This is a genomic window from Blastococcus sp. SYSU DS0616, from assembly GCF_054051015.1.
Genome location: NZ_JBJHAJ010000032.1, coordinates 1 through 16,365, shown reverse-complemented (window position 1 = coordinate 16,365; position 16,365 = coordinate 1). Strand labels below are relative to the sequence as shown.

Annotated in this window: 14 protein-coding genes; 6 read left to right on the top strand and 8 right to left on the bottom strand. The window is 73.4% G+C overall.

Translation table 11 applies throughout. The annotated features are described in order from the left end of the window. Positions 1-80 precede the first annotated feature (80 nt). Positions 81-488, bottom strand: a complete 408-nt coding sequence (locus ACI79K_RS18495; RefSeq protein ID WP_456589801.1) for a hypothetical protein — start codon at positions 486-488, stop codon at positions 81-83. 87 nt (positions 489-575) lie between these two features. Between ACI79K_RS18495 and ACI79K_RS18490 the strand changes: the two genes are divergently transcribed. Then, positions 576-1,355, top strand: coding sequence for a helix-turn-helix domain-containing protein (locus ACI79K_RS18490; protein ID WP_456589800.1), 780 nt, complete (start codon positions 576-578; stop codon positions 1,353-1,355). A gap of 3 nt (positions 1,356-1,358) precedes the next feature. On the opposite strand, the gene ACI79K_RS18485 is transcribed toward ACI79K_RS18490, so the two are convergent. The 3 genes from ACI79K_RS18485 to ACI79K_RS18475 all read right to left on the bottom strand — a co-directional run bounded on the left by ACI79K_RS18485 (position 1,359) and on the right by ACI79K_RS18475 (position 5,550). Then, entirely contained in the window at positions 1,359-1,490 is a 132-nt protein-coding gene (locus ACI79K_RS18485; RefSeq protein WP_456589799.1) for a hypothetical protein, read from the bottom strand. A gap of 101 nt (positions 1,491-1,591) precedes the next feature. After that, positions 1,592-3,481, bottom strand: a complete 1,890-nt coding sequence (locus ACI79K_RS18480) for a hydantoinase B/oxoprolinase family protein (protein ID WP_456600438.1) — start codon at positions 3,479-3,481, stop codon at positions 1,592-1,594. Further along, on the bottom strand, positions 3,478-5,550 hold the full coding sequence (locus ACI79K_RS18475) for a hydantoinase/oxoprolinase family protein (RefSeq protein ID WP_456589797.1): 2,073 nt from the start codon (positions 5,548-5,550) through the stop codon (positions 3,478-3,480). Before ACI79K_RS18475 ends, ACI79K_RS18480 begins: the two co-directional genes overlap by 4 nt. Positions 5,551-5,638: 88 nt before the next feature. Between ACI79K_RS18475 and ACI79K_RS18470 the strand changes: the two genes are divergently transcribed. Further along, the gene (locus ACI79K_RS18470; protein ID WP_456589796.1) at positions 5,639-6,793 is read left to right on the top strand and encodes a glycerate kinase; all 1,155 of its coding nucleotides are present in this window, start codon (positions 5,639-5,641) and stop codon (positions 6,791-6,793) included. Between the two features lie 91 nt (positions 6,794-6,884). Then, the gene (locus ACI79K_RS18465) at positions 6,885-8,222 is read left to right on the top strand and encodes a pectate lyase family protein (protein WP_456589795.1); all 1,338 of its coding nucleotides are present in this window, start codon (positions 6,885-6,887) and stop codon (positions 8,220-8,222) included. Between the two features lie 74 nt (positions 8,223-8,296). On the opposite strand, the gene ACI79K_RS18460 is transcribed toward ACI79K_RS18465, so the two are convergent. Genes ACI79K_RS18460 through ACI79K_RS18445 form a run of 4 tightly spaced genes read right to left on the bottom strand, consistent with a single transcriptional unit; the run spans position 8,297 to position 12,584 of the window. Next, positions 8,297-9,385, bottom strand: a complete 1,089-nt coding sequence (locus tag ACI79K_RS18460; RefSeq protein WP_456600437.1) for a M24 family metallopeptidase — start codon at positions 9,383-9,385, stop codon at positions 8,297-8,299. A gap of 6 nt (positions 9,386-9,391) precedes the next feature. Next, positions 9,392-10,486 (bottom strand): LacI family DNA-binding transcriptional regulator, encoded by a 1,095-nt coding sequence (locus ACI79K_RS18455; RefSeq protein ID WP_456589793.1) that lies wholly within the window; start codon positions 10,484-10,486, stop codon positions 9,392-9,394. Beyond that, positions 10,483-11,394: a DUF6807 domain-containing protein gene (locus tag ACI79K_RS18450; RefSeq protein WP_456589792.1), complete on the bottom strand. Its 912-nt coding sequence runs from the start codon at positions 11,392-11,394 to the stop codon at positions 10,483-10,485. The genes ACI79K_RS18455 and ACI79K_RS18450 overlap by 4 nt, the downstream gene beginning before the upstream one ends. A gap of 2 nt (positions 11,395-11,396) precedes the next feature. After that, a complete protein-coding gene (locus ACI79K_RS18445) occupies positions 11,397-12,584 on the bottom strand; it encodes a Gfo/Idh/MocA family protein (protein WP_456589791.1) in 1,188 nt (395 codons plus the stop codon). 398 nt (positions 12,585-12,982) lie between these two features. Here ACI79K_RS18445 and ACI79K_RS18440 point away from each other — a divergent pair, with 398 nt between their 5' ends. Genes ACI79K_RS18440 through ACI79K_RS18430 form a run of 3 tightly spaced genes read left to right on the top strand, consistent with a single transcriptional unit; the run spans position 12,983 to position 16,237 of the window. Further along, entirely contained in the window at positions 12,983-13,957 is a 975-nt protein-coding gene (locus ACI79K_RS18440) for a carbohydrate ABC transporter permease (RefSeq protein ID WP_456589790.1), read from the top strand. 19 nt (positions 13,958-13,976) lie between these two features. Continuing rightward, a complete protein-coding gene (locus ACI79K_RS18435; protein ID WP_456589789.1) occupies positions 13,977-14,837 on the top strand; it encodes a carbohydrate ABC transporter permease in 861 nt (286 codons plus the stop codon). A 44-nt stretch (positions 14,838-14,881) separates the two neighbouring features. Further along, entirely contained in the window at positions 14,882-16,237 is a 1,356-nt protein-coding gene (locus ACI79K_RS18430; RefSeq protein ID WP_456589788.1) for an ABC transporter substrate-binding protein, read from the top strand. Positions 16,238-16,365: the final 128 nt, after the last annotated feature.

Here is a 16,365-nt window from a genome sequence, read left to right as displayed (position 1 = left end):
TGGCGGGGGTGCTGCGCGGGTCCCTCTCCTGGCCGGTGCCGATCGGCGCCTCCTGGCCCTCGGGGCCCGGCCCCACGGGGTCAGCGTCGGCGCAGGCCGAGCAGTTGCAGCGCCGCGAACCCGGCGACGACCGCGGCCTGCAGGACGAGCCAGACGGCGCCGAGGGTGGTCGGGGACCACCACCCGGCGACGACGGCGACGACGCTGAGGGCGGCCCACAGCAGGTTGCCGCCGACGACGGCCTCCACGGCCGCGGTGCTGGGGCGGCGGCGTGCTGCGACGAGCCAGACGGCGGCGGCGTAGCCGAGCAGGAACACGCCGGCGCCGCGGAGGAGGCCGGCGGGCAGGCCCAGGGGGCCGTCCAGCAGCGGTGCGGCGAGCAGATACGCCGCGCCGTTCGCGGCGGTGACGACGGCGTCGATGCGGAGGGCCGGGCGGAGCAGGTCGCCGGCCCCCAGGGGCGAGGGGGCGGGGTGCATGGTGGTCATGCCGGCAACGGTGGCGGCGCGCAGGCCGCAGGTCGATTACCTCGGAGGTAAGCGACACGGGACACCGTCGTCGCTAGCGTCGGCGGCGTGACAGGTGGAGTCGTGCAGGGCCGCCACGTCGGTGAGCTGCTGCGCACGTGGCGGCAGCGCCGCCGGCTCAGCCAGCTCGACCTCGCCGGCGCGGCGGGGGTCTCCTCCCGGCACCTGAGCTTCGTCGAGACCGGCCGCGCCCGGCCCAGCCGCGACATGGTGCTGCACCTGGCCGAGCAGCTCGAGATCCCGCTCGGTGCTCGTAACGAGCTCCTGGCGGCGGCTGGCTTCGCCCCCGCCTACCGCCGTCGGGATCTCGCGGATCCCGACATGGGCACGGTCCGCGCCGCGATCGACCTCGTGCTGGCCGCGTACGAGCCGTTCCCCGCGGTCGTCGTCGACCGGTCCTGGTGCCTCGTGGCGGCCAACCGGGCCGTCGCCGCGCTCACCGGGGGCGCTGCCCCGCACCTGCTGGAGCCGCCGGTCAACGTGCTGCGACTGAGCCTGCACCCCGACGGCCTGGCTCCGCGGATCCTGAACCTGCCGCAGTGGCGGCGGCACGTCCTGCACCGGCTGGGCCGCGAGGCGCACCTGAGCGGTGACCCGGGGCTGGCCGCGCTGCACCGGGAGCTTCTCGCGCTGCCCGGAGGCAGCGACCGCAGCGTCCCCGACGGCATCGCCGTCCCGCTGCGCCTCCGGGTGGGTCCGGAGGTGCTCAGCTTCCTGAGCACCGTCACGACGTTCGGCACCGCCGTCGACCTCACCGCCGCCGAGCTCAGCATCGAGGCCTTCCTGCCCGCCGACAGCCGCACCGCCGGCGCGCTGGGTGCGGGGTAGGGCTCAGTCGGCCCGGTTCTCGTCCGCCTTCTCGGCGTCGAGCTCGCGGGTGGCCATGCCGCCGTGGCCGCCCTCGTCGTACTGGCCGGGCCGCAGGTTGTTCGGCTGGTCGTCGTCCTCGCGCGGTTCGGTCATGCCCGGAGCCTGCCCCACCGGCGAGGACCGCGCAGGCAAAGGAAGCTATGCATGCGGAATCGGTCGCCGAACCACATGCATAGCTTCCTTCGCCTGGGCCTCTAGAGGAGGTCGAACTCGTTGAACGCCGCGCCGCCGGAGAGGGTGGCGTAGCCCGGGCCGCGGTCGAAGAACGGCTCCTCGCCCGTGCGGGCGGCCCGCATCGACGCGCGCAGCTCCTCGGTGGCGGCCGGGTCCGCCGTGCCGTCCTCGAGGACGACCACGCCGTAGTCCGCCCGCGCGCCCTCGACCGACACCTTGCGCCAGGCGATGTCCCGCAGCACCTCGTCGACCGGGCGGTCCAGCGGGTCCCCCCAGCCGCCGCCGCCGGTGGTCCGGATGCGCACCACCGTGCCGGCCTTGAGCGGCTCGGCGTCGGCCAGCGCATCGACCTCGTGCTCGTCGGGGCCGCCCGGGTCGACGGTGATCTGGAACGGCCGCCCGCCCTTGCCGCCCTTGACCCCCCAGCAGGCGAGGATCGAGCGGTCGGCGATCGACATGAAGTGCGCATCGCGTAGCACGCGGATGTGCTTCTCGTAGCCGCAGCCGCCGCGGTAGCGGCCCGGGCCACCCGAGTCCATCGCCAGGCCCAGCCGCTCCACCCGCAGCGGGAAGCGGCCCTCGGTGAACTCGGTGGGCAGGTTCCGGGAGTCCGGGACGACGTGGATCGTGTCCTCGCCGTCGGCGTAGTACCGCCCGCCCGAGCCGCCGCCCAGCACCTCCCGCATCAAGTACGGCTGCCCGTCGAAGTCCGTGCCGTAGACGCCGGTGTAGCGGATCGTCTCCTGGTCGGCCGGCATCCGGCCGCCGGTGGCCTTGGCCAGCACCCCGGCCAGGACGCCGAGCAGCCGCAGGATCACGAACGTCCGCGCGTTGGTGGGTGCGGGGAAGATCGGGGTGAGCAGCGTGCCCTTCTCCGGGAACCGCATCTCGATCAGCGGGACGACGCCCTCGTTGACGTCCAGCTGGGCCATGCGCTCGGGGCTCTCGGCCAGATTGCGCAGGATCGGCGCCAGCCACTTCTTGAGGAAGTTGCCGTCGGCGTAGTCACCGCAGTGGTTGATCGGGCCCTTGGCCTGCGGGCCGGTGCCGGTGAAGTCGATGACCAGCGGGGTCTCCTTGGTGGAGTCCATGGTCAGCGTGATCCGCTGGCGGTGCAGCTGCGGCTCCTCGACGCCGTCGTGCTCGGCGTAGTCCTCCCACACGTAGGTGCCGTCGGGGATCTGGCTGAGGATCTCCCGCCGGTAGACCTCCGTGGAGCTGTCGAGGATCGCGTCGAACGAGGCCTCCACCGCCGGCACCCCGTACCGGTCGAACAGCTCGCCCAGGCGCCGGGCACCGGCCAGGCAGGCCGAGCACTCGGCGTCGAGGTCGGCGGCGAGCGAGTCGGGCATCCGCGAGTTGCGGGTCATGATCTTCAGCGCGCTCTCGTTGGGCACGCCGCGGTCCCACAGCTTGATCGGGGGGACCATCAGGCCCTCCTCGTACACGCTGGTCGCCGCGCTCGGCATGGACCCGGGCACCGCGCCGCCGATGTCGTCGTGGTGGCCGAACGCCTGGATGAAGGCGACGACGCGCTCGGCGCCGTCCACGTGCGCGAACACGGGCACCGTCACGCAGAGGTCGGGCAGGTGGCCGATCCCGCCCTCGGAGGCGTAGACGTCGTTGTGGAAGTAGACGTCCCCGGGGTTCATCGTCTCGATCGGGTAGTCGCGCACCACGGGGTGCACGAGCGCCGAGTACGAGCGGCCGGTGAGCTTGCGCAGGTTCCGGTCGTGGATGCCGGCCCGGAAGTCGTGCGCATCCCGGATCATCGGCGAGCGGGAGGTCCGGCCGATGGAGGTCTCGACCTCCTTCTCGATCGCGGCCAGCGTGCCGGCGACGATCTCGACGAGGACGGGGTCGGCGTCGACCTTCGTGGCGTTCAGGGGACCGGTGGGGAACGTCGTCACTGGTCCGACTCCTTCGTGAGGATCAGGTTGCCGTAGCTGTCCACGGTGGCGGTGAAGCCCGGGTGCACCGGGACGGTGGAGCCGAACTCCTCGACGATCGCCGGGCCGCTGACCACGTCACCGGGGGCGAGGTCGGGGCGGTTGTACGTGGGCGTCTCCACCCAGTCGTCGAAGAAGACGGGACGCGAACCCGTGACGGCCCGGTCCGTCCCGCCGTTCCCGGGCGCCAGCTCGACCAGGTCGGGCCGGCGGATCGGGCCGATGCCGCTCACGCGGAGGTTGACCCACTCCACGGCCTGGCGCGGGTCGTCGGCGAAGTCGTAGCCGTAGAGCTGGCGGTGTGCGGCGTGGAACGCCTCGGCGACCTGCTCGGTGGCCGCCGCGTCCAGCTCGCCCTCGGCGACCGGCACGCGCACCTCGAACGCCTGGCCGACGTAGCGCAGGTCCGCCGTCCGCTGCATGCGCTGGGCGTCGCGGGCGAAGCCCTCGCCGTCCAGCGCCTCCTGCGCCTGGGCCTCGAGGTCGGCGTAGACCGCGCGCACCCGGGCCAGGTCGAGGTCGACGTGCTTGCTGATCACGGTCTGCACGTAGTCGTTGCGGACGTCGACGGTGAGCAGGCCGAACGCGCTGACGTTGCCCGGGTTCGGCGGCACCAGCGTGCGCGGCAGGTTGAGGATGTCCATGAGCCGGCACGCCAGCAGGGAGCCGGAGCCGCCGAAGGTGGTCAGCGTGAAGTCGCGGACGTCGAGGCCCTTGGCGACCGTCACCTGGCGCAGCGCGTTGGCCTGGTTCCACGCGGAGATCTCCAGGATCCCGGTCGCGGTGCGCTCCAGGGAGAGGTCCAGTTTCGCGCCGAGCTGCTCCAGCCCGGCCCGCGCCGCGTCGACCGACAGCGGGATCTCCCCGCCCAGCAGGTGCGGGGGGATCCGGCCCAGGACGACGTGCGCGTCGGTCACGGTCGGCTGGTCGCCGCCGTTCGGGTAGCAGATCGGGCCGGGGTCGGCGCCGGCCGACTTCGGGCCCACCTTGAGCGTGCCCTCGGGCGAGAGCCAGGCGATCGAGCCGCCGCCGGCGCCGACGGTGACGACGTCGATCATCGGGATCTTGCTGGGGTAGTCGCCGACCGAGCCCTCGGTGGTGAGCGCGGGCTCGCCGTCGATGACCACGGTGACGTCGGTGGAGGTGCCGCCGCCGTCGCAGGTGAGCACCCGGTCGAACCCGGCGGTGCCCGCGATCAGCGCGGCACCGAGCGCGCCGGCGGCGGGGCCGGAGAGCATCGTGGTGATCGGCTGGTGCACGACCTCCGCGGCCGACAGCACGCCGCCGTTGCTCTTCATCACGTAGAACGGCACGCCGGGCGCGATCTCGTCGAGCCGGGTGCGGATGTTGGTGACGTAGGCGCCCACCTTGGGCTTGACGGCGGCGTCGACCAGCGTGGTCACCGACCGCTCGTACTCGCGGTACTCGCGCAGCACCTGGGAGCTGATGCTCACCACGGCGTCCGGGTGCTCCTCGCGGAGCACCTCGAGCATGCGGCGCTCGTGCGCGTCGTCCGCGTAGGCGTGCAGGAAGCAGACCCCGATCGTCGAGATGCCGGCCTCGCGGAAGAACCGGGCCGCGGCGCGGGCGTCGTCCTCGTCGAAGGGGCGCACCTCGGCGCCGGTGTGGTCCAGCCGCCCGCGGACGGTGCGCACCAGATCGGCCGGGACGATGCGGGGCGGCTTGACCCAGAAGTAGCTGTTGCCGTAGCCGTCGGGCACCGACTGACGGGCGATCTCCAGCACCGACTCGTAGCCCTCGGTGGTGATGAAGCCCAGCCGGTCGAGCTTGCCCTCGAGCAGCTGGTTGGTCGCGACCGTCGTCCCGTGGCTGACGGCGGTGACCGCCTCGCCGGTCAGCCCCATGAGGTCGAGGACCTTGCGGACACCGGTGAGGAAGCCCTCGGCCGGGTCGGCGGGGGTGGAAGGGGTCTTGGTGGTGGTCGTCCGACCGGTCTCCTCGTCCACGGCGACGACGTCGGTGAACGTCCCGCCGGTGTCGATGCCGATGCGGACCCGGCGCGTACTCATGGGATGAAACCTTAGCGCTGAGATATCCATGGGGGAAGCGGTTCGTGGATCCCACCGCAGGGAAAGCGGTTGCCTTAGCCTTCGGTGCGTGACCCAGGTCTCGATCGTCGTCGCCCCCGACAAGTTCAAGGGCAGCCTGACCGCCGCCGCGGCGGCGGACGCCATGGCTGCCGGCTGTCGGGACGCGCTACCGGACTGCCGGGTCGTCGCCGTCCCGGTGGCCGACGGTGGCGACGGGACCGTCGACGTCCTGCGCCGGGCCGGGGCGCGGCTGGTCCGCCGCAGGGTCACCGGCCCGGTGGGCGGAGAGGTCGACGCGGACCTGGCGATCATCGGCGACACGGTCTACGTCGAGACGGCGCAGGCGTGCGGGCTGCGGCACGTGCCGCAGCCCGGACCGGCCACCGCCCGCACGGCGACGACGTACGGCGTGGGGCAGCTGATCACCGCGGGCCTGGACCTGGGCTACCGCAGGTTCGTGCTGGGGCTCGGCGGCAGCGCGACCACCGACGGCGGGGCCGGCATGGCCGTCGCCCTCGGCGCCCGGATGCTCGACGCGTCCGGGCGGGAGCTCCCCCCGGGAGGGGCGGCGCTGGCGGAGCTGGGAACCGTGGACACCGCCGGGCTCGACCACCGCCTGCGCGAGGTGGACGCCGTGCTCGCCTGCGACGTGGACAACCCGCTCACCGGTCCGGCAGGCGCTGCCGCGGTGTTCGCACCGCAGAAGGGGGCCGACCCGGCGACCGTGGCCGAGCTCGATGCCGCCCTGGCCGTCTACGGGGACCGGCTGGCGGCGATGCGCGGCGGCGATCTCGCCGCCCGGCCCGGCGCCGGCGCCGCCGGGGGGCTGGGCGTCGGCGGGATGGCGTTCCTCGGGGCCCGGGCGGCGTCGGGCATCGACCTGCTGCTGGAGCTGCTCGACCTCCCGGCCGTCGTCCGCGGGGCAGACCTGGTGCTCATCGGCGAAGGGCACCTGGACGAGCAGAGCCTGGCCGGCAAGGCGCCGCTGGGGGTCGCCCGCCTGGCCCGGCAGCACGGGGCGGACGTGGTGGCGGTCGCGGGTCAGGTGAGCGCCCCGCCCGACCTGCTGCGGGCCGCCGGAATCCGGGCGGCGCACGCCCTGGCGGCCCGGGCGGAGGGCGTGGACGACGCGCTCCGCCGGGCGGCAGAGCTGCTGCGCGCCACCACCGCCGCCGCGGTGGCGGAGTGGGCGGCGTCCCGATCCGGTGCCGCGCAGGGCTGACGCACGCCGCGCGGACGACCGTTGACACCGGGAAAGCGCTTTACCTAGTGTGGCGCACGCCACAGAAAGCGATTTCCCGAGGGAGTCCCGCATGCGTCCGTTCCATCGCGCGGTGGTCGCCGGAGCCGCCGGAGCACTGCTCGTCACACTCCTCCCGACCGGCGCGGCCTCCGCGCGCGGCGGCGATCTGGGCCGGGAGGCGCTCGGCCCGCAGGACGGCTGGGCCGCGGCCGAGGGCGGCACGACGGGGGGCCGGGCCGCGAGCGCCGACCACGTCTTCCACGTCGACACCTGGGAGGAGTTCCGCGCGGCGCTCGGGGGCGACGCCGCACGCGGCGACACGACCCCGCGCATCGTCTACGTGCACGGGGTGCTCGACGCGAACCTGCGCACACCCGACGGCGCTGTCGACTGCGCCGCCTACGAGGTCGAGGGCTTCGACATGCAGGACTACATCGACGCCTACGCGCCGGAGGTGTGGGGGACCGAGACCGAGCCCGCCGGCCCGCTCGAGGACGCCCGGGCGGCGTCGGCAGCCGTGCAGAACGCCCAGATCCGCCAGTACGTCGGCTCGAACGTCACCATCGTGGGCGTCGGCCGGGACGCCGGGATCGTCGGGGCGGCGCTCACGGTCCGGGGCTCCGACAACGTGATCATCCGCAACCTGCGGCTGTCCGACGCCTACGACTGCTTCACCGCCTGGGACCCGACCGACGGCGACGCCGGGGCCTGGAACGCCGACTACGACAACCTGTGGATCGCCGAGTCCACCCACGTCTGGGTCGACCACAACACCTTCGACGACGGGCGCAACCCCCCGGAGTCGCTGCCCACCGTCCACGGCGCACGCTTCGAGGTGCACGACGGGCTGCTGGACATCACCAACGGCGCCGACCTGGTCACCGTCTCGTGGAACGAGTTCCTCGACCACGACAAGACCAACCTGATCGGCTCCTCGAACAGCCGGACCAGCGACCGCGGCACGCTCCGGGTCACCTTCCACCACAACCTCTGGCAGGACATCGGCCAGCGGGCACCGCGGGTGCGGTACGGCGACGTGCACGTCTACAACAACCTGTACGTCGTTACCAACCCCGAGTACTACAGCTACACGTGGGGGGTCGGGGTCGAGGCCGAGATCATCGCGGAGAACAACGCCTTCCTCCTGCACCCGGCGATCGACCGCGCCGACATCGTCGAGGACTGGCGCGGTGACCGGCTCACCGACGCCGGGCTCGCGGAGTCCGGCACCCTCGTCCGCGGGGGCGGGAACGGCCGGGTGAGCCTGGTCGAGGCCTACAACGCCGCCCACGACCCGGACATCCCGACCACGGTGAGCTGGACGCCGGCCTTCGTCGAGCGCCTCGACCCGACGTCCGCCGTGCCCGGGCTGGTGCGGGCCGGGGCCGGCAGCGGCGAGCTCCGCTGAGCGCCGTCCCGAGGTGAGGGCGCCGTCCCCCCGGCCATGCCGGGGGGACGGCGCCCTCGCGGGCTCCCGGGCGGTCAGCGCACGAGGACGTCGGGGCGCGGCAGCCCGAGCGCATCGGGCGTCTGCGGCCACACCCCGTCGGTGGTCAGCACCTCGAGGCCGTCGGGGCCCAGCAGCACCGTGTCCTCGGCCTTGACCCCGGGGGCCGACGGGTTCCAGGCGAACGCCTGGTGGAGGACCACCGGGACGCGGCTGCCGGGCGTGGCGACCGGGTCGCGCCCCCAGTAGCCCGTCGGCCCGCCCTGGTGGTGCCGGGTCCACTCGTCGGCGCGGAACCCGGCGGCGGCATACGCGGCGATGCCGGCGACCAGCGCGTCGCCCACCGTGCGGCCGGGGACCGTCGCGGCGAGGAAGGCCGTCTCGACCTCCCGGATGCGGGCGGCCGCGCCGGCGTCCTCCCGGCCCGGCCCGCCCAGGCGGACCCACCGGGTGGCGTTGGCGATCAGCCCGTGGCGCCGGGCGCAGACGACGAGCATCACCCGGTGGCCCAGCGGCCCGGCGGTGGGCAGCGCGTGGCGGAAGGGCAGCCGATCCTCCCCGGCGACCAGCACGACCACCGGATCGGCGCCCCGGGCGACGAGCTCGCCGGCGAGCAGCGCGGCCGCCTCCCGCTCGGGCATCCGCGGGTGCAGCCGCAACGCGGCCGTGGTGAGCGCCTCCGCGGCGTCCCGGCCCAGCGCCCGGTACCGCTCCCGCTCGGCCGGCAGCAGCGCCGCCCGGGCCGCCCGGAGCCCCTCGGCGGCCGCCGGCTCGTCCTCGTGCAGGACTCCCGGTGCGCCCGGCGCGAGCTCGGGCCCCAGCAGCGGGGCCCACCAGTCGGTCACCCGGACGTCGACCGCCGCGGGCAGCTCCTCGGCGCGGAGCCGGTCCACCTCGTTCCCGGGCACGATCACGGCGTCCCCGTCGGCGTCCACGACGACCGCGAGGACGCCGCGTTCCGCGGAGAGGCGGACGGCCGGCCGGGCGCCGTCGAGGTACCAGGCCAGCGCACCGACGCTGGTCAGCACGAGGCGCTCGCGCCCGGCGTCGCGGAGCAGGCGCAGGACCCGCTCGCGCTTGACGCCGCGATCGGCGGCCGACGGTGCGGCCGGGTCCGGGGACACGTCGCCTCAGCGCAGCCGGCGGGTGCTGTCGCGCAGCACCACCTCGGCGTGGACCTTCACGCTGCGCGGCTCGGCGTCCGGTTCGGCGTCGAGAGCGAGCTGGGCGGCCTGGACCCCCATCTCCTCCAGCGGGAGCCGCACCGAGGTGAGCGCCGGGACGACGTCGCGCAGGGTGGGGATGTCGTCGAAGCCGGCCAGCGAGACGTCACCGGGCACGTCGACACCCGCTTTCCGCAGACCCGAGAGCGCACCGAGCGCCATCACGTCGTTGACGGCGAAGATGCAGCTGGCCCGGAGCCCGTCCTCTACCAGCCGGGTGACCATCTCCTCGCCGCCCTCGTGCGTGAAGGCCCCGTGCAGCACCTGCATGTTCCCGGGGGGAACCCCCTCGTCGGCCAGCCCGTCGCGGAACCCGGCGACCCGGTCGCGGGACGCCAGCAGGCCCGTCGGCCCGGCGAGCACGGCGAACTCCCGGTGCCCGAGGCGGCACAGCTCCCGGGCCAGCTTCCGCGCGCCGGCGCGGTTCTGCGGCACGACCGCGTGCGTTCCCAGCCGGTTCTGGCTGATGACCGCGGCGCGGCCACCGGCGGCCGTGTAGCCGTCGAGCTCCTTGGCCAGCCGTTCGTTGTGGGCCCGGTCCGTGGTGCGGCTGCCGCAGATGATCAGCGCGCGCGAGCGGTGCGAGCGCATGGTGGCCACGAACTCCAGCTCGCGCTGGAGGTCGCTGTGCGTGCTGGCCAGCAGGACGACCAGCTCCCGCTCCTCGACGTGCCGCATGACACCCCGGGCGATGCTGGAGAAGTACGGGTCGAGGACGTCGTGGATGATCAGCCCGACGACGTTGCTCGCCCCGCGGGCCACGGCCTGCGCCTGTGCATTCGGCGTGTACTGCAGCTCGCGGGCGGCGGCCAGCACCCGTCCGCGGTGCGGCTCGCCCACCGAGCGGCTGCCGCTGAGCACCCGCGAGGCGGTGGCCAGCGAGACGCCGGCCTGGGCGGCGACCTCGGCGAGCAGGACCGGACCGGCCCGCCGGGCACCGTCGGGCCCGGCGGCGCCCGGACCCGGCTTGCGGCGGGCGGGTTCCTGCGGCGGGGTGGTCACGGCCCGTCCTCGGCGGCGGCGGTCAGCGCGCGGGTGATGCCGTCGGGCCCGGGCGTCCCGTCGGCGATCAGGGCGCGGAAGCTCCGGGTGGTCTCCTCGCCGGGGGCGAGCAGCACCGGCCGCTCGGCGGCCAGTTGCGAGCCCAGGCCCGGGTAGTCGGCGACCCGGACGAACCACGGGTCTGCCCGTGCCTGGTCATCGAGCCCGGCCAGCGCCACCGTCACAGGATCCGGACCGCCGGCGGAGTACGCCACCCAGGGCGCCACCGCGCCGTGCACGGCATCCTCCCCCTCGGCGTCCGCGGTGGCGACCCGCGCGTCCGGCGCGGTGGGCAGCCGCCAGAACAGCCCGCCGTACCCGGCCCCGGACCGCCCGTGGGTGGCCGGGCTGCCCAGCTGCAGCTGCGCACCCGTCGCGTTGCACAGGCGGGTGGAGAGGTCGAGGGTCCACCCGCCCGGCAGGTCGGCCGCGCGTGCCCGGAGGGTGCGCTCCTCGGTGAGCAGGACCTCGCCGCGGGGCCCGCGCCACTCGAGGGTCTCGGTGAACCCCGTGGCGTCCCGGGAGCGCCAGCCGGTGTGTACCTGCCGGCCGTGGTCGGCCCGCCACGTGTACCCCTCCCCGGCCAGGTACGTCCGACCGCCCCAGATGTTGGCCCCCCCGACGTCCTGCAGGGTCACCGAGACGCCCAGGTGCCACCGGTGGTCCTCGGGCTGGGCGTCGGTCACCGGGCGGCCGGACAACGTGGTCACCGGGTGCAGGAACGGCCGGGGGGCCAGGACCGCCGGCAGGTCGGCGCCGTCGCAGTAGGTGGCGACGACGACGTCGCCGACCCGAAGCGTGGCGAGCGTCCTGCCCGCCGGCACCGGGTGCTCCGGGACGTGGCCCTGGTGGACCCCCTTGAGCGCCATCGTCAGGCTCCCGCCGCGCCGGTCGGCAGACCGGTGCGCGTGCCGGGCCGGGCCCACGGCGCGTCGAGCTCGGAGAACAGCCGCAGCTGCTCGGCGGCGTCGTCGACCAGTTGGTCGATCCCGGGCACGACCTGGTGGCGGGCCGGGCCCGCGCCCTCGCTCCGCCGGTGGTGGGCCGGGATCTCGATCGGGTCCGGCGCGCAGCGGACCGCCTCGACGATGCGCATGAAGGAGTGGGTCTGCGCCGGCGGCACGAGGAGCGGAACGCTGCGGTCGGCGATGTGCGCCAGCAGGTTCTCCAGCAGGTCGGTGCTCGGGTGCGTCGTCGTCTCGTCCACCTCGCCGGCCTGCAGCCGCACCGTGCCGGTCTTGTAGGACAGCGTGATCCGGCCGGCCGAGCCGTGGACCACCAGTTGGGGGTCGCGGGGGCGCTCGGCGGCCAGCGTGGCCGCGATGACGATGGTCACGCCGTCGGCGGTCCGCACCCGCAGGCAGGAGGTGTCGTCGGCCTCGATCGGGTTCGCCCGGTAGAGCTCCACCTCGATGGCGGCCAGCGAGCCGGGGCCGGTCGCCCCGGTGAGCGCCAGCGCGGTGGCGACGGCGTGGGCGAACGGGTTGGTCAGGGCGCCGTCCACCACCGGGACCCCGTCGACGGTGCGCCGGCCGGCCCAGGGCGCCCGGTCGTAGTAGGAGGCGTCCCGGACCCAGGCGCAGGCGCCGCCCACGCCCCGGAGCGAGCCGATCGCCCCCTCGGCCACGAGCGAGCGCACCCGCCCGATGGCCGCCGAGCCCAGGCTCTGGAAACCGACCTGGCAGGCCATGCCGGTCGCCTCGATGCCGGCGACCAGGCGCTCGAAGTCCGCCATGGTGGGCGCCGGCGGCTTCTCCAGCAGCACGTGGCTGCCGGCCCTGGCCGCGGTCAGCGACAGGTCCGTGTGGGTGTGGATCGGGGTGCAGATGATCGTGACGTCGGGGGCCACGCGGGTGAGCAGGTCATCCAGGGCCGGGGACACCGGCACGTCACCGGCCAGCTCGGCCAGCTCGTCGTCGAGCGGCCGGGGGTCGCAGATCCCGACCAGCCGGATCCCGCTGGAGGCGCTCAGGCGACGGAGGTTCTGCAGGTGCCAGCGCCCGTGGCCGTGGGCTCCGACGAGGACCACGCGGCCGGCCGGCCCGGACGTCTCCGACACCGTTCCCCCGTTCCACCCAGTGCGGTCGCCCGGTGGGCCGCAGCGCTGCCGAGCGTAGCGACGGTCACCTGCGCTGGAAAGGGGTTGCCGACGACGCGCCCCCACGGCTGCGGCCCCCCGGCTCCTTGTGGAGACAAAGACGCAGGTCAGCGCGGTGCGGGAAGCGCGCGCGGTGATCTGCGCCGGATCGACCCATTGACATGGTTTCGGCGGTTCGTTAGAAAGCGCTTGCCGCACTGTGACTCACCGCACAGCTCCTCGCGGGGGGTGCAGCCGCCGGCTCGTGGCGGAAGCAGGTCGTCGCGGAAGGCTCTAGAAAGCGCTTACCAAGTGTGATGCACTGCACTCCGTCCACCGGGCGAACCCGTCCGCCGAGCTCTGCAGAGAGGTGAGAGCCCGTGTCGTCCACGCTCGACGTCTCGTCGCGTGCACGCCCGCACGACGAGGCTCCCCCCGGGGGGCGCAACGCGTCGTCGCCCGGAAAGCGGCGGCGCAGCAGGCAGTCCGGCCGGCTGGTGCCCTACCTGTTCCTCGCACCGTGGTTCGCCGGCCTGCTGTTCATCACCGCCGGCCCCATCCTGGCGTCGGCCTACCTGTCCTTCACCGACTACAGCCTCATCGGCTCGCCGGAGTGGGTCGGGCTGGCCAACTTCGAGCGGATGTTCGACGACCCGCGCTTCTACCAGTCGCTCAAGGTCACGTTCACCTACGTCGTCGTCTCGGTGCCGCTGCAGCTGGCGTTCGCGCTGTTCCTGGCGATGATCCTCGACCGCGGCCTGCGCGGCCTCGCGCTGTACCGGTCCATCTACTACCTGCCGTCGCTGATCGGCGGGAGCGTCGCGATCGCCATCCTGTGGCGGCAGATCTTCGGCTCCGACGGCCTGCTCAACCAGGTGCTCCGGTTCGTCGGGTTCGACAACCCGCCCGGCTGGGTCTCCGACCCCGACTACGCCCTCGGCACGCTGATCGTCCTGAACGTCTGGACGTTCGGTGCCCCGATGGTCATCTTCCTGGCCGGCCTGCGGCAGATCCCGACGATGTACTACGAGGCGGCGTCCCTGGACGGCGCGGGGAAGGTCCGGCAGTTCTTCCAGGTCACCCTGCCGCTGCTCTCGCCGATCATCTTCTTCAACCTCGTGCTGCAGACGATCAACGCGTTCCAGACCTTCACGCAGGCGTTCATCGTCAGCGGCGGCACCGGTGGCCCGGCCGACTCGACGCTGTTCTACACGCTCTACCTCTACCAGCGCGGCTTCGGGAACTTCGACATGGGCTACGCGTCCGCGCTCGCCTGGTTCCTCCTGCTCATCGTCGGTGGGCTGACCGCGATCAACTTCCTCGCATCGAAGTACTGGGTGTTCTATGGCGACTGACCTGACCGTGGCCCCCCCTGTGGCTGCCACGGAGAAGCTGCCCGACCGTCGGAAGAAGCAGCGGCCGCGCTGGCTGGCGCACACCGTCCTCATCCTGGGCGCGCTGCTCATGCTCTACCCGCTGCTGTGGATGCTCTCGAGCTCGTTCAAGTTCACCGAGGACATCTTCAGCCAGACGGGGCTGATCCCCGAGCGCGTCACCGCGCAGAACTACCCCGAGGGCTGGACGGCGCTGCCCCGGGACTTCGGCCACTACATCTGGAACTCGCTGATCATCGTCGCCGGTTCGATCATCGGGAACCTGCTGGCCTGCTCCCTGGCGGCCTACGCGTTCGCCCGGCTCGACTTCCGGTTCAAGAAGGTCTGGTTCGCGATCATGCTCGGCACGATGATGCTGCCGATCCACGTGGTGATCGTCCCGCAGTACATCCTCTTCTCCGAGCTGGACTGGATCAACACGTTCTGGCCGTTGATCGTGCCGAAGCTGCTGGCCACCGACGGCTTCTTCATCTTCCTGATGGTGCAGTTCATCCGGGGCATCCCGACCGAGCTGGACGAGGCCGCGCGGATCGACGGCTGCGGCCACTGGGCGATCTTCTGGCGGATCGTGATCCCGCTGTCGGTGCCGGCCCTGGCGACCACGGCGATCTTCACCTTCATCTGGACCTGGAACGACTTCTTCAGCCAGCTGATCTTCCTGACCGACCCCGAGATGTACACGGTCCCGGTCGCCCTGCGGACGTTCGTCGACGCGACGAGCCAGACGCCGTGGGGCCCTGTCTTCGCCATGTCGATCGTCGCCCTGGCGCCGGTCTTCGGCTTCTTCCTCGCGGGCCAGCGCTATCTCGTCCGAGGCATCGCCACCACGGGGCTCAAGTGACACCCCCCAGCACACGTGACAGCACTTACAAGGAGGTAAGGAACGTGCACACGATCCAGAGATTCGGGATGCGGGCGTCCTGGCCCACCCGCCTCGGCGTGACCGGCGGCGTCCTCGGGCTGCTGCTGACCACCGCTGCGTGCGGTGGCGACGGCGGCGGCGCGGCCGCTGACGGCGGCACCACCCGCGAGGACGGGCCGGTCACGATGCGGATGTCGTGGTGGGGGAGCGACACCCGGCACGCCGCCACGCAGGAGCTGATCGACCTCTACGAGTCGCAGAACGAAGGCGTCACCATCGAGGGCGACTTCACCGGGTTCGCCGACTACTGGGACAGGCTGGCCACCAACACCGCCGGCGGCCAGGCGCCCTGCGTCATGCAGCAGGACACCCGGTACGTGCGTGAGTACGCCGACCGCAACGCACTGCTGGACCTGACGCCGTACATCGAGGACGGCACGATCGACACCGGCAACCTCGACGAGAACGTCGCCGAGACCGGCATGGTGGACGACGCCACCTACGCGATCCCCACCGGTGTGAACGCCTTCTCCGTGGTCGTGGACCCGCAGGCCTACGCCACCGCCGGGGTGGAGATCCCCGACGGCGAGTCCTGGACGTGGGAGGAGATGGTCGAGACCGCCGCCCAGGTCACGGAGGCGACGGGCGGTCAGGTGTACGGCATGCAGGCCATGGGCCTCAACGGCGGCGACACCAACTTCGAGATCTACGCGCGTGAGCAGGGCGAGGCGCTGTTCGACGAGAACGGCGAGATCGGCTTCACCGCCGAGACGCTGGCCGAGTGGTGGAACATCGAGAAGCAGGCGTCGGAGTCCGGCGCCGAGCCACCGCCCTCCACCACGGTCGAGGTCTTCAACGGCGGGGTCGACCAGGCGCTGGTCGCCACCGGCCGCGGGGCCTCCGGGTTCTGGTGGACCAACGAGCTGCCGGCGCTGACCGCCGGAGCCGGCCGCGAGCTCCAGCTGATGCGGTTCCCCACCGAGGCGGGGGACGGCGAGACGGGGATGTACCTCAAGCCGGCCATGTTCTGGGCGATCAGCAGCGACTGCGAGAGCCCGCAGGAGGCCGCGATGTTCCTCGACTGGCTGATCAACTCCGAGGAGGCGGTCGAGATCATCAAGGCCGACCGCGGGCTGCCGGTGAACACCGAGCTGCGCGAGCAGATCGCTCCGTCCCTGGACGCGCCGGGCCAGGCCGCCATCGCGTTCGTCGAGGAGATCACCCCCGACCTGCAGGAGCCGCCGGCGCTGCCCCCGCAGGGCGCGGGTGAGGTGCAGGCGATCCTGCAGCGCTACACCGAGCAGATCCTGTTCGACCAGATCTCGGTGGAGGACGCCGCCGAGCGGTTCATGTCCGAGGTCGAGGCGGCGATCGCCTGATCACCGGCCGGGGGGGGGGGGGGGGGGGGGGGGGGGGGGGGGGGGGGGGGGCGGCCGGCCGCCCCCCCCCCCCCCCCCCCCCCCCCCCCCCCCCCCCCCCCCCCCCCCCCCCCCCCCCCCCCCCCCCC